At 56.8% G+C, this 16,267-nt stretch carries 16 protein-coding genes; 3 read left to right on the forward strand and 13 right to left on the reverse strand.

The genetic code is table 11. The annotated features are described in order from the left end of the window. Positions 1-35: 35 nt before the first annotated feature. The 8 genes from ACVBEJ_RS06725 to ftsY all read right to left on the reverse strand — a co-directional run bounded on the left by ACVBEJ_RS06725 (position 36) and on the right by ftsY (position 6,316). Positions 36-506: a TIGR02444 family protein gene (locus ACVBEJ_RS06725; RefSeq protein ID WP_447128848.1), complete on the reverse strand. Its 471-nt coding sequence runs from the start codon at positions 504-506 to the stop codon at positions 36-38. Next, positions 499-1,185 (reverse strand): tRNA (guanosine(46)-N7)-methyltransferase TrmB, encoded by a 687-nt coding sequence (gene trmB / locus ACVBEJ_RS06730; RefSeq protein ID WP_447129034.1) that lies wholly within the window; start codon positions 1,183-1,185, stop codon positions 499-501. Before trmB ends, ACVBEJ_RS06725 begins: the two co-directional genes overlap by 8 nt. Before the next feature lie 68 nt (positions 1,186-1,253). Beyond that, positions 1,254-1,631 (reverse strand): DUF423 domain-containing protein, encoded by a 378-nt coding sequence (locus tag ACVBEJ_RS06735; RefSeq protein ID WP_447128849.1) that lies wholly within the window; start codon positions 1,629-1,631, stop codon positions 1,254-1,256. A gap of 67 nt (positions 1,632-1,698) precedes the next feature. Then, the gene (gene rpoH / locus ACVBEJ_RS06740; RefSeq protein WP_447128850.1) at positions 1,699-2,565 is read right to left on the reverse strand and encodes an RNA polymerase sigma factor RpoH; all 867 of its coding nucleotides are present in this window, start codon (positions 2,563-2,565) and stop codon (positions 1,699-1,701) included. 636 nt (positions 2,566-3,201) lie between these two features. Further along, complete coding sequence (locus ACVBEJ_RS06745; RefSeq protein ID WP_447128851.1) at positions 3,202-3,426, reverse strand: hypothetical protein; 225 nt, start codon at positions 3,424-3,426, stop codon at positions 3,202-3,204. A gap of 92 nt (positions 3,427-3,518) precedes the next feature. Next, positions 3,519-4,508 carry a permease-like cell division protein FtsX gene (gene ftsX / locus ACVBEJ_RS06750; RefSeq protein WP_447128852.1) on the reverse strand — a complete coding sequence of 330 codons (990 nt, stop codon included), beginning with the start codon at positions 4,506-4,508 and terminating at the stop codon, positions 3,519-3,521. After that, positions 4,498-5,196 carry a cell division ATP-binding protein FtsE gene (gene ftsE / locus ACVBEJ_RS06755; RefSeq protein WP_447128853.1) on the reverse strand — a complete coding sequence of 233 codons (699 nt, stop codon included), beginning with the start codon at positions 5,194-5,196 and terminating at the stop codon, positions 4,498-4,500. The genes ftsX and ftsE overlap by 11 nt, the downstream gene beginning before the upstream one ends. 28 nt (positions 5,197-5,224) lie before the next feature. Beyond that, positions 5,225-6,316 (reverse strand): signal recognition particle-docking protein FtsY, encoded by a 1,092-nt coding sequence (ftsY, locus tag ACVBEJ_RS06760; protein WP_447128854.1) that lies wholly within the window; start codon positions 6,314-6,316, stop codon positions 5,225-5,227. A 68-nt stretch (positions 6,317-6,384) separates the two neighbouring features. Between ftsY and rsmD the strand changes: the two genes are divergently transcribed. The 3 genes from rsmD to ppnN all read left to right on the forward strand — a co-directional run bounded on the left by rsmD (position 6,385) and on the right by ppnN (position 9,044). After that, on the forward strand, positions 6,385-6,975 hold the full coding sequence (gene rsmD / locus ACVBEJ_RS06765) for a 16S rRNA (guanine(966)-N(2))-methyltransferase RsmD (RefSeq protein WP_447128855.1): 591 nt from the start codon (positions 6,385-6,387) through the stop codon (positions 6,973-6,975). 138 nt (positions 6,976-7,113) lie between these two features. Then, positions 7,114-7,596, forward strand: coding sequence for a pantetheine-phosphate adenylyltransferase (gene coaD / locus ACVBEJ_RS06770; protein ID WP_447128856.1), 483 nt, complete (start codon positions 7,114-7,116; stop codon positions 7,594-7,596). Positions 7,597-7,664: 68 nt separating this feature from the next. Beyond that, entirely contained in the window at positions 7,665-9,044 is a 1,380-nt protein-coding gene (gene ppnN / locus ACVBEJ_RS06775) for a nucleotide 5'-monophosphate nucleosidase PpnN (protein WP_447128857.1), read from the forward strand. Between the two features lie 5 nt (positions 9,045-9,049). Here the strand turns inward: ppnN and ACVBEJ_RS06780 are convergent, their stop codons facing one another. The 5 genes from ACVBEJ_RS06780 to tkt form a co-directional block, all read right to left on the reverse strand. Further along, a complete protein-coding gene (locus ACVBEJ_RS06780; RefSeq protein WP_447128858.1) occupies positions 9,050-10,000 on the reverse strand; it encodes an alpha/beta hydrolase in 951 nt (316 codons plus the stop codon). A 107-nt stretch (positions 10,001-10,107) separates the two neighbouring features. Then, positions 10,108-11,172: a class II fructose-bisphosphate aldolase gene (fba, locus tag ACVBEJ_RS06785; RefSeq protein WP_447128859.1), complete on the reverse strand. Its 1,065-nt coding sequence runs from the start codon at positions 11,170-11,172 to the stop codon at positions 10,108-10,110. A gap of 85 nt (positions 11,173-11,257) precedes the next feature. Next, a complete protein-coding gene (locus ACVBEJ_RS06790) occupies positions 11,258-12,421 on the reverse strand; it encodes a phosphoglycerate kinase (protein WP_447128860.1) in 1,164 nt (387 codons plus the stop codon). 99 nt (positions 12,422-12,520) lie between these two features. Next, positions 12,521-13,531, reverse strand: a complete 1,011-nt coding sequence (gene gap / locus ACVBEJ_RS06795; protein WP_447128861.1) for a type I glyceraldehyde-3-phosphate dehydrogenase — start codon at positions 13,529-13,531, stop codon at positions 12,521-12,523. A 128-nt stretch (positions 13,532-13,659) separates the two neighbouring features. Then, the gene (gene tkt, locus ACVBEJ_RS06800; RefSeq protein WP_447128862.1) at positions 13,660-15,654 is read right to left on the reverse strand and encodes a transketolase; all 1,995 of its coding nucleotides are present in this window, start codon (positions 15,652-15,654) and stop codon (positions 13,660-13,662) included. Positions 15,655-16,267 lie beyond the last annotated feature (613 nt).

Below are 16,267 nucleotides of genomic sequence, written 5' to 3' on the forward strand. Positions count from 1 at the left end.
AGCGCTGCATTCTATACCAATAGCCAGAAAAACTCTCATCTGGCAGCGCGCACTGCGCAGTGGATCACTGTTGCCGGTGTCTGGCTGGCACCCAGCTGGCCGAGATACCGATTGAGGTTGGCGACAATGGCTTCGTCACGAAGCTGAAAGCCGCCTTCAAACCGCTGCTGCCACCAGTGCCACAACTGGTTCTGAATGTGGCGTTCCGCATTCAGTTCTGCATCCAGGAGCAGTTGTTTGGCCTTGGGTTGCTGCGGCAGCAAAGGCAGTTGTCGGCGCAGTTGCCGCAGGGGTTTGACAACCTGCTGATCCCAACTGGCGATACAATCCTGAGCATCGTTCAGCTGTGACAACGTCAGGTTTTGGCCACGGCTGCCAGCAAAACAACACAACAGCAACAGATTGACGTTGGCGTTGTGATCATCCTGCATCTGCAGGCACCAGGGTTCTATAGCGGGGTACAGCGCCAGTGAATACTGCCACAACTGGTTGCGAACCTCAGACACGGCGGTAGAGCAGATCCCAAACCCCGTGACCCAGGCGCTCACCACGTTTTTCAAACTTGGTATTGGGGCGATAGTCCGGGCGCGGTGAATACTGGCCGGCAGCGGCGACATTGCTGAACTCCTCGGCGGCTTCCATCACCTCCAGCATGTGCTCTGCGTAGTTTTGCCAGTCGGTGGCCATATGGAAAACACCACCGGGGGCCAGTTTACGGGCAATCTGTTGGGCAAAAGCGGGCTGCAGTATGCGCCGCTTGTGGTGCTTTTTTTTGTGCCAGGGGTCGGGAAAGTACAATTGCACCCGCGCCAGGCTGCTGTCGGCAATGCAGTCTTCCAGCACGTCATTGGCGTCTGCCAGATAACAGCGCAGGTTGGTCAGGCCTTGCTTGCCGCCGTTGTTGATCAAACGACCCACACCCGGCGGGTGCACGTCGATGCCGATAAAGTCCTTGTCCGGTTCCGCTACTGCCATTTGCAGCAGGGAGTCGCCCATTCCAAAGCCGATTTCCAGTACCAGTGGCGCACTGCGGCCAAAGACAGCCTGGGGGTTTAACGCCCCATCGTGCAGGCTCAAACCAAATTTTGGCCACCATTGCTCGAAGGCGTTGCGCTGGCCTTCGGTCATACGGCCACCGCGCACCACAAAACTTCTTATGGATTTCTTTTTAAACTCGGGTTTTATTTCCAAACCAATAAACTCTCGGTGTTATTGTCATTCTGAGCGCAGCGAAGGATGACAATATAAATTTTTTAGGGTCGGTTCTTCCTGAAAGTGGCTACCAGCAAAAGTATCCATGCGGCAAGAAACGCCAAACCACCGATGGGGGTAATGGCGCCGAGCCATTTGATACCGGTGAATGCCAGCAGATACAGCGAGCCGCAAAATATCACAATGCCTGCGGTAAACGCCCAGCCCGCCACCGTTACCATACGGCGACACAGAGCATGCCCCACAGCGGCCAGCGCCAACAACGCCAGAGTGTGAAACATCTGGTATTGGACGGCAGTTTGCCAAATATCCAGTTGGTAGGGATTGAATGTACTCTTTAAGCCGTGAGCCCCAAAAGCCCCCAGCGCCACAGCGCCAAAACCGCTGATCGCCGCTATTGCCAAAAATTTGCGCTGCATGATTGCTGCCCTCAAAACGAACAAAGCCGCAATAATTGCGGCTTTGCAGAGTGAATTAGCAAGGTGCTCAGGCTTCCATAGAGGCCCGTACTTTTTTCATGGCGTTCTTTTCCAGCTGGCGAATGCGCTCGGCAGATACACCGTATTTGTCCGCCAGTTCATGCAGGGTGGCCTTTTCCTCGCTGAGCCAACGCTGTTGCAGAATGTCCTGGCTGCGTGCATCCAACTCACTCATGGCACTGGCCATACGGCTGTAACTGTCTGCCTGGCTGTCTTCCTGTTCCAGCTGCATGGCCGGGTCGGAGCGTTTGTCTTCCAGGTAGTAAACCGGGGCCTGGTAAGCGTTGTCGTCGTCATCGCTGTCCGGGGCATCAAAACCGGTGTCGTGGGCGGAGAGGCGCTTCTCCATCTCGTACACCTGGTCCACTTCCACACCCAAATCCTGGGCTACCGCTTTGGCCTCGTCGTGGCTGAGCCAGGCCAAGCGCTTTTTCTGGCCGCGCAGGTTAAAAAACAGTTTGCGCTGGGCCTTGGTGGTGGCCACTTTGACAATGCGCCAATTGCGCAGCACGTATTCGTGAATTTCCGCCTTGATCCAGTGCACCGCGAAAGACACCAAGCGCACGCCTTTCTCCGGGTTAAAGCGTTTCACCGCCTTCATCAGGCCGACATTGCCTTCCTGAATCAGATCCGCCATGTTGAGCCCATAGCCGTTGTAGCTGCGGGCAATGTGCACCACAAAGCGCAGGTGCGACATAACCAGTTGGCGGGCGGCGTCGAGATTTTCCTGGTAGTACAGCTGTTCGGCGAGGGACTTTTCATCCTCGGCAGAAAGTACCGGAATGGTGTTCACCCCCTGAATATAGGCGCCAATATTGGCCCCGGGAGACATCCAATCGGTGGATTGCAGTGCTGTACTGGTACTGTTGGTCATGGTGATATCGCTGTATCTCTTGTGCCCTGTGCCTGGAGGCAATGGGGCTAGCTAGTTTACCACTTCCCCATTAGTTGGCAACTGCCGTCAGAAGTTTCTTCAAGGCCATGTTTTATATTGGCTTTCCCACAAAAACCATGACCTTTATCAAACTTTACGTTACCTGCCTTTAAAGGCTTCACACATCATATCAAAAGGGTCAAACTCGATTGGTCAGGCCAAGCCTTGCAGAGCAAAAGACAAGACCTGACCCCATTTACGATTTGACCCCATTTACGATTGTCCTGACCCCATTGGTCCTCGTCTTCATTGGTCTTCTATTGATCGCTCTGTGGGTAAACCTTTTCTGATATCGACCATGCTAGCAACCCCCACACCAATCCAAGCAACAGACAAATCACCAGCCTGACTAGCAATATTAAAGCTGAACATTGGAAAGTTCTCAGATCAAAATCAGTTAATCGAAAACAATGTACGATTATCGAAAACATGAACATCCCCCCTCCCCATCGTATAACTCCATGCTTTATCAAAAACGCTTTTTTTCCAATCTTTCTAAGTTCTTTCCATCTTTTTTTGCTTTTGACCCCACTGTTTGAGCTCATATAAACACCTTTACAAATGATGCTTTCTTAATTATAGAAATGTGTCTTTTACGTACAAAAAACGCGGATTGTCGATAGAGCGAATGCAATCCCGCCGCTGGCAGCCGGATTGCAACAGGCGCGGATCGATGGTGCGGGGGGTTTCGGCGGTGTATTGGAAGGTGTGCACCAAAATGCGGGAAAGGGGTGTGTCTTCAGTACAGTTGCCATGTGATGAGATCAGAAAAACGGCAACAAAAATTATCCAGCGAGACATGTCAGTTCCTTCTGTACCAATTGGGAGTGCAGTATAAACTGTTGACTTCGGGCACGCTAAACCATCATTAAAGACTCCGTTAAATCCACAGCCTAACGAGGCTCGATGTCACCCAGATGACGGCCCACCGCCAGCCATGCGCCGACCAGCCCCAGACCGCCGCCGCCCACCAGCAGGGTGGCCAGCTCTACAATGCCAAGATTGACGACCTTGAAACCACTGTCATAAAGGGCACTGAGGTGGGCGACCGAAGCCCCCAGCCACAACAGCCCGGCACAAACCAGCAGCCAGCCCAACAAGCCTCCCGCCAGGCCATACCATAACCCGGTGTACAGGAAAGGCCGGCGCACGTAGCCGTTGGTACCGCCCACCAGTTTCACCACCACAATTTCGTCGCGGCGATTTTCCACCGCCAGGCGAATGGTATTGCCAATCACCAGCAACACTCCAAGGGCCAGGGCGATACCCAGGGCAAAGGCCACCCGGCGGCCCATTTCGAGGATAGCGTGCAGGCGTTGCACCCATTGCATATCCAGGCGAACGCTGTCCACCAGGGGCAGTTTTTGCAGTTCATCGGCCATGGCCGACAACTGCTCCGGGCTCACCGCCGCCTGATCAAATTCCAGCACCAGCACGTGAGGCAGGGGGTTTTCATCCAGTTGGGCAAGGGCATCCCCAAGCCCTGAATGTGATTGAAATTCCTGCAGGGCGTCCTGCGCCGACACCAGCTGCGCCCTGCTTACCAGGGGGCGGGTTTTCAGCTGTAGTTGCAGTTTGTTGGCGGCGCTGAGGCTGCTGCCGTGTTCAAGATACAGGCTCATTTGGGCACTGCTTTCAATGCCATCGCTCACCTGTTGCACATTGTTGACCACCGCATAAAGTGCGGCGGGCAAGGCCAGGGCAATGGCAATCACCAACGTGGTCATGGTGGCCTGCAGAGGCATTTCGCGCATTTTGCGCCAGGCACTGATGGCGCTGCTGCGGTGATGATTCAGCCAACCTTGCAGGCGTGCAACAATACCCGGGCGGCTGTCTCGCGCTCCCCGGGGTCGCTGTCCGGCGGCCTGGCCGTTAGTCGCCATATCCGCCCCCGTGGTAATCGGGCTCGACCGCGCTGTCTGCCACTAACTGACCGCTTTGCAGGCTCAAACGCCGCAGGCCGAGTTGAGAGATCAGGGCAATATCGTGGGTAGCGATCAACATGGTCACGCCCACCTCATTAAAGCGCCGCAACAGCGCCATGATTTCGGCGGACAGTTCCGGGTCCAGGTTACCAGTGGGTTCGTCCGCCAGCAGTATGCGCGGCTTGTGCACCAGGGCACGGGCGATGCCCACCCGCTGTTGCTCGCCACCGGAAAGGCTGATGGGGTTGACACGCTCTTTATCCAGCAGGCCAACGCCATCCAGCACCGCGCGCACCCGCTTGCCAATGTCCCGGGCCGGAAAGCCGGACACCTGCAACGGCAACGCCACATTCGCGTACACACTGCGGTCGAACAGCAATTGGTGATTCTGGAACACGACCCCCACGTTGCGGCGGTAGTAGGGCACCTGGCTGCGGTGCAGGCGGCCGAGGTTTTTGCCGTTGATCAACAACTGTCCGCGAGTGGGCAGCTCCATGGCCATAATCAATTTCAGCAGGGTGCTTTTGCCCGCCCCGGAATGACCGGTGAGAAATGCCATTTCCCCGGCGTCCAGCTCAAAGCTGACACCATTGAGCGCCTCTTTGCCGCCGGGATAGCGTTTTCCCACGGAGTCAAACTTGATCATCCGAGCACCTCTACGCTTGTAGAAGCACTCATGGGCTTTCTCCATCACCACTGTTGTCCACACTGGTTAACAGAGCAGAGACAAATTCCTCCGCCACAAACGGCTGCAGGTCGTCGGCACCTTCACCCACGCCGATAAAGCGGATTGGCACCCCGAAGCGCCGCCCCAGGGCAAAGGCAACGCCACCTTTGGCGGTACCGTCCAACTTGGTCAGCGCCAGGCCGGTAACGGCAACCGCATCGTGGAATTGCTGCATTTGCGACAGGGCATTCTGGCCGGTGCCCGCATCCAGCACCAATAGCACTTCGTGAGGCGCGCTGTCATCCAGTTTGGCGATCACCCGCTGCACTTTTTTCAGCTCTTCCATCAGGTTGCTTTTGTTGTGCAGGCGCCCGGCAGTGTCGGCAATCACCACATCGGTGCCTTTGGCGCGGGCGGATTCGATGGCATCAAAAATCACCGAGGCACTGTCGGCGCCGGTGTGTTGCGCCACCACCGGCACGCCGTTGCGCTCGCCCCAGACCTGCAGTTGCTCCACGGCGGCGGCGCGGAAGGTATCACCCGCTGCCAGCATCACCGATTTGCCCTCGCTTTGCAGGCGCTTGGCCAGTTTGCCAATGGTGGTGGTTTTACCCACGCCGTTGACGCCCACCACCAGCAGAATAAATGGACCATCGCCATTATCGCAGACCAGGGGCTGCTCGCAGGGGGAAATCACATCCTGCAACAGAGACTGCAACGCCACCTGCAGAGCAGCACCGTCTTTCAACTCGCTGCGCTTCAACTGGTCAGTGAGGCTGGCGATGATGTCGGTGGTGGTTTCCACCCCCACATCCGCCATTAACAGCAGGGTTTCCAGTTCGTCCAGCAGGTCTTCATCAATGGTCTTGCGCCCCAGAAACAGGCCGCCAAAACCAGCGCCGGTACGGGCCAGGGCACGGCGCATGCGCTCACGAAAAGTGGTTTTTGGCTTTTCAGCGGTGGAGGCTGGCTCATCGGCCTTGCGGCGAAACAGACCAAAAAGGCCGCTCTTGGCACTGTCGCCAGCGGGACTAACACCATCGGGACTAGCACCAACAGAATTAGCACCAACAGAACTATCGCGGTTATTGTCAGACATTAAAGGGTTATCAGAGAGATCAATAAAGTCGTGTATCCTACCACCTCTTGCTGACAGAAGCCGTAGCCGTGTCGAGAAAACCCTTATCCAAAAAACACTCGGGCAAAAGCGCCAATCAGCTGCGTATTATTGGCGGCCAGTGGCGAGGCCGCAAACTGACGTTCCCGGACGTGGAGGGGCTGCGTCCCAGCGGTGACCGGGTGCGGGAAACCCTGTTTAACTGGCTCAACACTGAACTGCCGGGCGCCCGCTGTCTGGACCTGTTCGCCGGTTCCGGCGCACTGGGGCTGGAAGCCCTGTCGCGGGGGGCGGACCACGCGCTTCTGGTGGAAAAAAATGCCACTGCCGCCGGTCAGCTCAGGCAACATTGCCAAGCGTTGAACGCCAATGCGCAGGTGCTGCAAATGGACGCCCTGGAGTGGCTGCGCAGCACCCGGAACACCTCTTTCGATGTTGTCTTTCTCGATCCCCCTTTTGGCAAGCAGCTGCTGGAGCCCTGTTGTGAGCTACTGGCAGAATCCGGCTTGCTCAAGCCCGGCGCTGTTGTTTATATGGAGTGCGCCATCGGCGAAGCCCCCACCGTTCCCGGCAGCTGGCAACTGCATCGCGAAAAACACAGCGGCCAGGTAAGCTACCGGTTGTTTGCCACTGCTCGCTGAGTTGTCTACTATCGAGATAAACCCATTCATCGTCATCCTGAGGCCACACTGTGGCCGTGAGGGTCTCACAACTTGCAAACTCTGAGATACTCACGTCGCCCTTCGGACTCCTCAGGATGACAAACATTAAAAATAACTATGAAAAAAATCATCTATCCCGGCACTTTCGACCCTATCACCAATGGCCATGTGGATTTGGTGGAGCGGGCCACCCGGCTGTTCGACCACACGGTTGTTGCCATCGCCAGCAGCGAAAGCAAAAGCCCGCTGTTCACACTGGACGAGCGCATTGGCCTGGCGCAACAGGCGCTGGCTCATCTGGGCGACAAAGTGGAAGTGAAAGGTTTTAACTGCCTGATGGTGGACTTTTTGCACCAGTGCGGCGCCCAGGCGGTATTGCGCGGGCTGCGCGCAGTATCGGACTTTGAATACGAATTCCAGCTCGCCAATATGAACCGCGCCCTGTCTACCGATGCCGAGAGCATCTTCCTGACACCGGCGGAAAAGCACTCCTACATATCATCTTCTCTGGTGCGGGAAATCGGCTCCCTGGGCGGGGATATCAGCGCTTTTGTGCACCCGGTGGTCGCCGCCGCATTGAAGAAAAAGTTTAACCGTTGATGTCACCCTGAGCGCAGCGAAGGGTCTCATACATTGACCAAACAAAGAGATTCTTCGCTGCGCTCAGAATGACAAAAAGCACCATAGGTCGCCGTATGGAAACCATCAAACAAGCCAGCGTGCGCCCCAGCAAAAGTCTGGAATTGCTCTCACACCGGGAAATTTCCGAATTGCTCAACACCCAGGCAGAGGTGTTACAGCAATTTCGCCAGTGCGCCCTGGCGGTGCTTAATACCGACAGCGAAATAGACGATGCGACAGAAATGCTGGCGGCTTATCGCGATTTTGACATCACCGTGGAGCCCTCCTCCCGCGGCCTGAAGTTGCGGGTGGTCAACGCCCCCGCCTCGGCATTTGTGGATGGCAAGATGATTCGCGGCATTCAGGAGCATTTGTTTGCCGCCCTGCGGGACATTGTGTTTACACACACCAAACTGCTGTCGAAAACACCGCCAGACAGTGCGGAAGCCATCACCGATATTGTGTTTCGCATTGCCCGCAACGCCGACGCCCTGCCATCCAACACCGCACCAAACCTGACCGTGTGCTGGGGCGGCCACGCCATCAGTCGGCGGGAGTACGACTATTCCAAACTGGTGGGCTACCAGTTGGGGCTGCGCGACATAAACATCGCCACCGGTTGTGGCCTCGGTGCCATGAAAGGCCCCATGAAAGGCGCCACCATTGGCCACGCCAAACAACAGATACACAACGGCCGCTATATCGGCATTTCCGAGCCGGGCATCATTGCCTCGGAATCGCCCAACCCTATCGTCAATGAACTGATGATTCTGCCGGATATCGAGAAGCGCCTGGAGGCCTTTGTGCGCCTCGCCCATGCCATTGTGGTATTCCCCGGCGGCGCCGGTACCACGGAAGAAATTCTTTACCTGATCGCCATTCGCCTGCACCCGGACAATCGCGATATTCCCCTGCCGTTTATCCTCACCGGCCCCGAATGCAGCCGCGCCTACTTCGACAGCCTGGACCGCTTTGTGCGCAACACCCTGGGTGAGGAGGCCAGCCGCTGTTACCAGATTATTATCGACGACCCGGAGCAGGTAGCCCGCACGGTCAAGCGGGGTATCGAACGGGTTCACCGCTATCGTCGCAAGCATCAACTGGCCTACTACTTTGACTGGCAGACCCACATACACTGGCAATTACAGGAACCCTTTGAACCCAGCCACGCCAACATGTCCGCCCTGAATTTGCACTCCGACCAACCGGTAGAACAACTGGCAGCGGAGCTGCGGCGGGCGTTTTCCGGCATTGTCGCGGGCAATGTGAAAGCCTATGGCATCGAACAGATCGAGCGCCACGGCCCCTACCAAATCAATGGCGACCCGCAAATTATGGATGAGATGAGCAAATTGCTGAAAGAATTTGTGCAGCAGCGACGTATGAAACTCAGTGGTGAATACAAGCCCTGTTACCACATCCGCTAAAGGGGTTACAGGTCAATACGTTGCAGAATACGGGCGCGGATATCCTCGCGCTCGTTCACCATATGGTGCATGGCACCTTCGACCGCCTGAATATCTGCCTGTGGAAACTGCTGCTGAATTTGCCGGGTGTTGTAAGGGCCATCAACCGTTGTATCACAATCCCCCTGAATCACCGTCAGCGCCCAGGGGCAAGGGGCGGCATTGGTAAAATCCGCACCCCACTGCACCATGGCGCGCACCCAGCTGAGTGGAATATGCCGCTGCTGCAAGGGCTCCCCTCGTTCCAAAAAAGCGACAAAACCACGGTCGTGAGAGTTGACGGCAAACTCCCTGGGGGCACGGCTGACCAACCAGCGCAACAACCAAAATTTGAGCAGTTTTCTGCGCCATTGCCAAGGGCGCACCAGGGGCGCCAGAAGATAGGTGCGCTCAAATGGCGCTGTGCTCACCCCCTCTGAATGCAATTGCTGCAACAACCCCAGCAATACTGCCCCGCCGGTACTCTGGCCAACGGCGTGAAAGGGTTTGGGGAAATGCTGGCAGGCGTTCAGCAATTGTTGCAACACTCGCTGATAACTGCCAAAACTGTCAATCGCCAGCGGCTCGCCATCGGACAGCCCATGGCCAGGCAAATCAAACGCCACCACCGCCTGCCCGCGAGACAACAAGTGTTCCACCAAATGCCCGTACAACCCCACATGATCGAAATAACCGTGCACCAGGAATGTGGTGCCCCGACAGTGTTCCGGCAGCCAGTAGTACACGCAGATAGCGCGACCATCCACATCCACCCGCCCCACCCGCAGAGCCTCTTGAGCCGGGAATGTGTACTGCCGCAGAAACTCTTGCAGCAACGGCCGCACAGGTGCCGAATCACTGCTCAAACGGAAAGTAAGCGGTGGCAACTGACTGCGGATGAGGTCAAAGTCAGCGCCTGTTAGATGAATTTTGCGCATGGGCCAATAGGGTACAACGTTGTTTTATCTGTCATTGAGCGCAGCGCGGTGGTCACCACCTACACCGCGCCAAAGCCAATGACTGTGGTAATCAGCACAAATGCGGTTTAATTCACCTGCTGTTCCAACTCCCCCGCCTCATAACGCTGAAACATGTTCTCCAGACTGATGGGGGTAATTTTGCTGGCATAGCCGGCGGTTCCAAAGGCTTCGTAGCGGGCCAGGCAGATTTCGGTCATGGCCTTGGTGGTAACAGCGAGGAATTTGCGCGGGTCGAATTGGGAGGGGTTTTCCGCCAGAAAACGTCTTACCGCACCGGTGGAGGCCAGGCGCAGGTCGGTGTCGATATTGACCTTGCGCACACCGTGTTTGATGCCTTCGCAAATTTGCTCCACTGGCACGCCGTAGGTTTCGGGAATTTCACCGCCAAATTCGTTGATAACCGCCAGCCATTCCTGGGGTACAGAAGATGAGCCATGCATTACCAGATGGGTGTTGGGGATACGGGCGTGAATTTCTTTGATGCGATCGATGGCGAGAATATCGCCAGTGGGCGGGCGGGTGAATTTGTAGGCGCCGTGGCTGGTGCCACAGGCGATGGCCAGGGCGTCGACGCCGGTCTTTTTAACAAAGTCTGCGGCTTCTTCCGGGTCCGTCAGCAGTTGGTCGTGACTCAGTTTGCCTTCGGCACCAACACCATCTTCTTCACCAGCTTCACCGGTTTCCAGTGAACCCAGGCAGCCCAGCTCGCCTTCTACAGACACGCCACAGGCGTGGGCCATTTCCACTGTGCGCCTGGTCACGTCCACGTTGTATTCGTAGCTGGAAGGAGTTTTGCCGTCCGCCTCCAAAGAGCCGTCCATCATCACCGAGCTAAAGCCCAACTGAATGGAACGCTGACACACGGAAGGGGAGGTGCCGTGGTCCTGGTGCATGCACACCGGAATATGGGGAAATTCCTCAATAGCCGCCAAAATCAGGTGACGCAGAAAGGGCGCGCCGGCGTATTTGCGCGCACCGGCAGAGGCCTGCACGATCACCGGCGAGTCGGTTTTGTCCGCCGCCTCCATAATAGCGCGCATTTGTTCCAGGTTATTGACGTTAAATGCCGGTACGCCGTAGTCGTGCTCGGCGGCGTGATCCAGTAGTTGGCGTAGGGAGATTAGGGCCATGATTGTGTTCCTTGGTTAATCGTTTAATTTTGTCTCTATTGCCAGCTTGCTTTGGTCGCACGTCAGACGTGCGACGTGCGTCCAGTTATTCTTGAACTCGTTGCTCCAGCATTGCCACCGCTGGCAACACTTTGCCTTCCACAAACTCCAGAAAAGCACCGCCACCTGTAGAAATATAGGACACTTTATCGGCAATGCCGTATTTATCTACCGCTGCCAGGGTATCGCCGCCACCGGCGATGGAGAAGCCCTGGTTATCAGCAATGGCCAGCGACAGGGCCTTGGTGCCTTCGCCGAATTGGTCGAATTCAAAAACCCCCACCGGACCGTTCCAGATAATAGTGCCGGCGTTGGCCAGAATATCCGCAAAAGCGGCGGCGGTTTGCGGGCCAATATCGAAGATCATATCGTCTTCGGCCACATCCGCTGCGGCCTTCAGAGTGGCTTCAGCGCTTTCGGAAAATTGCTGCCCCACCACCACATCGCTGGGCAGGGGAATGCTGACCTTTTCTGCCAAAGCCCGGGCAGCGGGAATCAAGTCTTGCTCGCACAGGGATTTACCCACCGGGTGACCCGCTGCCGCCAGAAAAGTATTGGCAATACCACCGCCAACAATCAGCTGATCCACCTTTTCCGACAGGGCTTCCAGTACGGTCAACTTGGTGGACACCTTGGAGCCGCCAACAATGGCCACCACCGGCTCGGCGGGCTGATGCAGGGCTTTGGCCAGGGCGTCCAACTCACCGGCCAGCAGCGGGCCGGCACAGGCCACAGGTGCAAATTTGGCCACTCCGTGGGTTGACGCCTGGGCGCGGTGAGCGGTGCCAAAGGCGTCCATCACATAGACGTCGCAGAGGGCGGCGTAGGCTTTGGCCAGGGCTTCATCGTCTTTCTTTTCGCCAACGTTAAAGCGCACATTTTCCAGCAACACCAAATCATCATCTGACAGATCAGCCCCCCCCTGCCAATCGGCGATCACAGGCACGTTGCGACCCAGCAGGCCACCCAGGTGTGCCGCCACCGGCGCCAGGGAAAACTGTTCTTCAAACTGCCCTTCCGTTGGCCGCCCCAGATGGGACATCAGCATCACTTTGGCACCGGCATTCAGGGCGTGCTCAATGGTGGGCAATGCCGCACGAATGCGAGCATCGGAGGTGACTTTGCCGCCTTTTACCGGCACGTTGAGATCTTCGCGAATCAATACGCGTTTGCCGGCAAGATCCAGATTTATCATTAGTTTTACGGTCATTTTTGCTCTCTTCGTTATCCGTTAGACGTTCGATGTTGGACGTTCGACGAATTTGGCTACGGTGCTTTCGTCAAACGTCGAACCTCTAACGTCAAACAATCAAATCTTTGTTCCCCAACACCGCACCACATCCAGCAAGCGATTGGCGTATCCCCACTCGTTATCAAACCAGATCAGCACTTTCGCCAGGCGCTGACCGCTGACCCGGGTCTGGCCGGCATCGACAATGCCGGAGCGGGAGTCGTGGTTGAAATCGCAGGAAGCCAGGGGTTCTTCAGTATAGCCCAGCACGCCGTCAAAGCGGCTGGCGGCTGCCTCGCGCAAAATGCGGTTTACGGCTTGTGCGTCTACGTCTCCGGCCAGCTGTATGGACAGGTCGATGGCCGACACATTCACCGTGGGCACACGCATGGCCTGGGCCTCAAAGCGCCCCGTCAGCTCGGGCATTACCCGGTCGATACCCCGGGCCAGGCCGGTATCTACCGGGATAATGGACTGTACGGCAGAGCGGGTTTTGCGCAAATCTGTGTGGTGGTAAGCGTCGATCAGCGGCTGGTCATTCATGGCGGAGTGAATGGTGGTGATCACCCCGTGCTCCACCCCCACCGCATCTTGCAACGCTTTGATCACCGGCACCACGCAATTGGTGGTGCAGGAGGCGCCGGACACTACGGTAAAGTCTTTTTGCAGCAGCTGTTGGTTAACGCCGTAAACGATGGTGGCGTCCACCTCCGGGCGAGCGGGTTGGGAGAACAACACCCGCCCGGCGCCTTGGGCCAGGTGCTGTTCGGCGGTGGCGCGGTCGTCAAAACTGCCGGTGCATTCCAGCACCAGGTCGATGTCCATTTCTGCCCAGGGCAACTGGTTGATGTTTTCATGGTGGAAGATACGAATGGCATCGCCGTTGACGGTCAGCACATCATCCGCCACCGACACCTCACCCCGAAAGCGCCCGTGAGTGGAGTCGTAGCGCAGCAGGTGGCCCACGGTTTTGCAGTCCGCCAGCTCGTTGATGGCTACCACGTCAAGCTCGCTGCAGGCATTGCTCTCGTAGAGCGCCCGCAGCACCGAGCGACCGATGCGGCCAAAACCGTTAATGGCTATGCGCAAGTTGTTCTCCCCAAGCCCCCAATTCCGTCATTGCGAGGAGCCTTTCTTAAAGGCGACGCGGCAATCTCCATCAAGTCACTGCCACACTGGAAAAGATCGCCGCGCTGCGCTCGCGATGACGGAGTTCGTTAAACCAAACTCTCTACCGTCTCCACCACATTCTCAGCGGTAAAGCCAAAGTGCTTGAACAATTCCCCGGCGGGGGCGGATTCGCCAAAGCTGTTCATGCCAATAATTTTGCCGCCCAAACCGACCCACTTGTGCCAGTAGTCCCCGTGAGCGGCCTCAACAGCAACCCGGCAGGTGACGGCGGCGGGCAGCACAGATTCGCGGTAATCCGCACCCTGGGCCGCAAACACTTCCGCGCAGGGCATGGACACCACGCGCACCTTGCGGCCGGCTTCGGTCAGTTTGGCGGCAGCCTCTACCGCAATACCCACTTCGGAACCGGTGGCAATCAGAATGGCATCTGGCGTGCCATCGCAATCCAGCAGGGTGTAGGCACCGCGAGCCACATCACTCAGCTGGGCGGCATCGCGGGCTTGATGGGGCAAACCCTGGCGACTGAAGATCAACGCACTGGGGCCGCCTTTGCGTTCAATGGCGGACTTCCAGGCAACGGCGGATTCCACCGCATCACAGGGTCGCCAGCAGTGCATATTGGGGGTGGTGCGCAGGTTGGCGATTTGCTCGATCGGCTGGTGGGTGGGGCCGTCTTCCCCCAGGCCAATGGAATCGTGGGTGTAGACGAAAATGCTCTGCTGCTTCATCAACGCCGCCATGCGCACGGCGTTACGGGCGTACTCCATAAACACCAGGAAGGTAGCGCCGTAGTTGATAAAGCCACCGTGCAGCGCTATGCCATTCATCATGGCGGACATGCCAAATTCGCGCACGCCGTAGTAAATGTAATTGCCGGCGGCATCGTCCGCCGATACCGCTTTGGAGCCGGACCAGATGGTGAGGTTGGAACCCGCCAGATCAGCGGAGCCACCAATCAGCTCCGGCAACAGCGGGCCGTAGGCGTTCAGGCAGTTTTGCGAGGCCTTGCGAGAGGCAATGGAATCCCCTTGGGCCTGACATTCGGCAATATAAGCAGCGGCCTTTTCGCCAAAGTCAGCGGGCAGGTCACCCTTCATGCGGCGCTCAAATTCCGCGGCCAGCTGCGGGTGGGCGGCGCGGTAGGCGTCGAAGCGGGCATTCCAGTCGCTCTCGGCAGCGGCACCTTTTTCTTTGGCGTCCCAACCGGCGTATACGTCAGAGGGAATCTCGAATGGGCCGTGGTTCCAGCCCAGAGTTTCGCGAGCCAGTTGAATTTCGTCTGTCCCCAGGGGCGCACCGTGGCAGTCTTCTTTGCCCTGCTTATTGGGGGAGCCAAAACCGATAATGGTTTTGCAGCAAATCAGTGTGGGCTTGCCGGTTTCGGCGCGGGCCGCTTCAACCGCCGCCTTGATAGCGCTACTGTCGTGGCCGTCTACCGCCTCAATCACCTGCCAGCCGTAGGCGCGGAAGCGGGCCGGGGTATCGTCGCTAAACCAACCTTCGACCTCGCCGTCGATAGAAATGCCGTTGTCGTCCCAAAAGGCAATCAGCTTGCCCAAGCCCAATGTACCCGCCAGCGAGCAAGCCTCGTGGGAAATACCTTCCATCAGGCAACCATCACCCAGGAATACGTAGGTGTTGTGGTCGACAATATTATGACCGTCGCGGTTGAACTGCCCCGCCAACACCTTTTCCGCCAGCGCCATACCCACACCGTTGGTAATGCCCTGGCCCAGTGGCCCGGTGGTGGTTTCAATGCCCGGCGCATAACCGTATTCCGGGTGGCCGGGGGTTTTGGAGCCCATTTGACGGAAGTTTTTCAACTCCTCAATCGGCAACTCATAACCCGCCAGATGCAGCAGCGAGTAGTGCAGCATGGAGCCGTGGCCGTTGGACAGCACAAAGCGGTCGCGATCTGCCCATTCCGGGTTGGCGGGGTTGTGCTGGTAAAAATCGTTCCACAGCACTTCGGCAATATCTGCCATGCCCATGGGGGCGCCGGGGTGACCGGAATTGGCTTGTTGCACGGCATCCATACTGAGGGCGCGCACGGCATTGGCAAGATCGCGACGAGTCGGCATTGGGGGGGTTCCTCGGAGGGTGTCAGAAAGGGCGCTATTTTCCCCTATATGGGGTGTGGCGTAAACCGGGGTTATGCGTCTGGCCAAAGCAATCACCTCATATCCCAATCCAACTGGGTGCTGTAAGGGTCGAGAAACAGAATTGCCCTGTCATTATCATTCAAGCCTTTGCAAAATCTCGGCACAAATTTATTTGCATCGCTCGTATATATTTGAATATCACGACCTGGATAGTTTGACTTTATTTCCTCCAAATCCTTTACATGCTCAGAATCCAGGTCGTTAAAGTGGTAGCACCTTCAACATTGACCAAATCAACTTTCTCGCTCCAAAAACAGCGTCACATAACGATCAAACATAAACAGGCGGTTGCGTTTTTGGCCTGTCAGGTCTCGCGTATTATTAAACGCAACCTCATTGCTGTCCCACAACCCTGAAGACATGAATCGGGAACCACTTGCTGTGACCGTATGCAGCATGGATGCTGCATCCGAGCGTACATGGACGTATTCACAGCGTGTCACAGCAAGTGGTTCCCGATTCATGTCCAGAGCCAGCGTTTGAAAGGTAGCACTTGGCAGCTCTAACCTCAGTGAGGCTTCATCATATGTTT

It is taken from the genome of Porticoccus sp. GXU_MW_L64, from assembly GCF_052983295.1.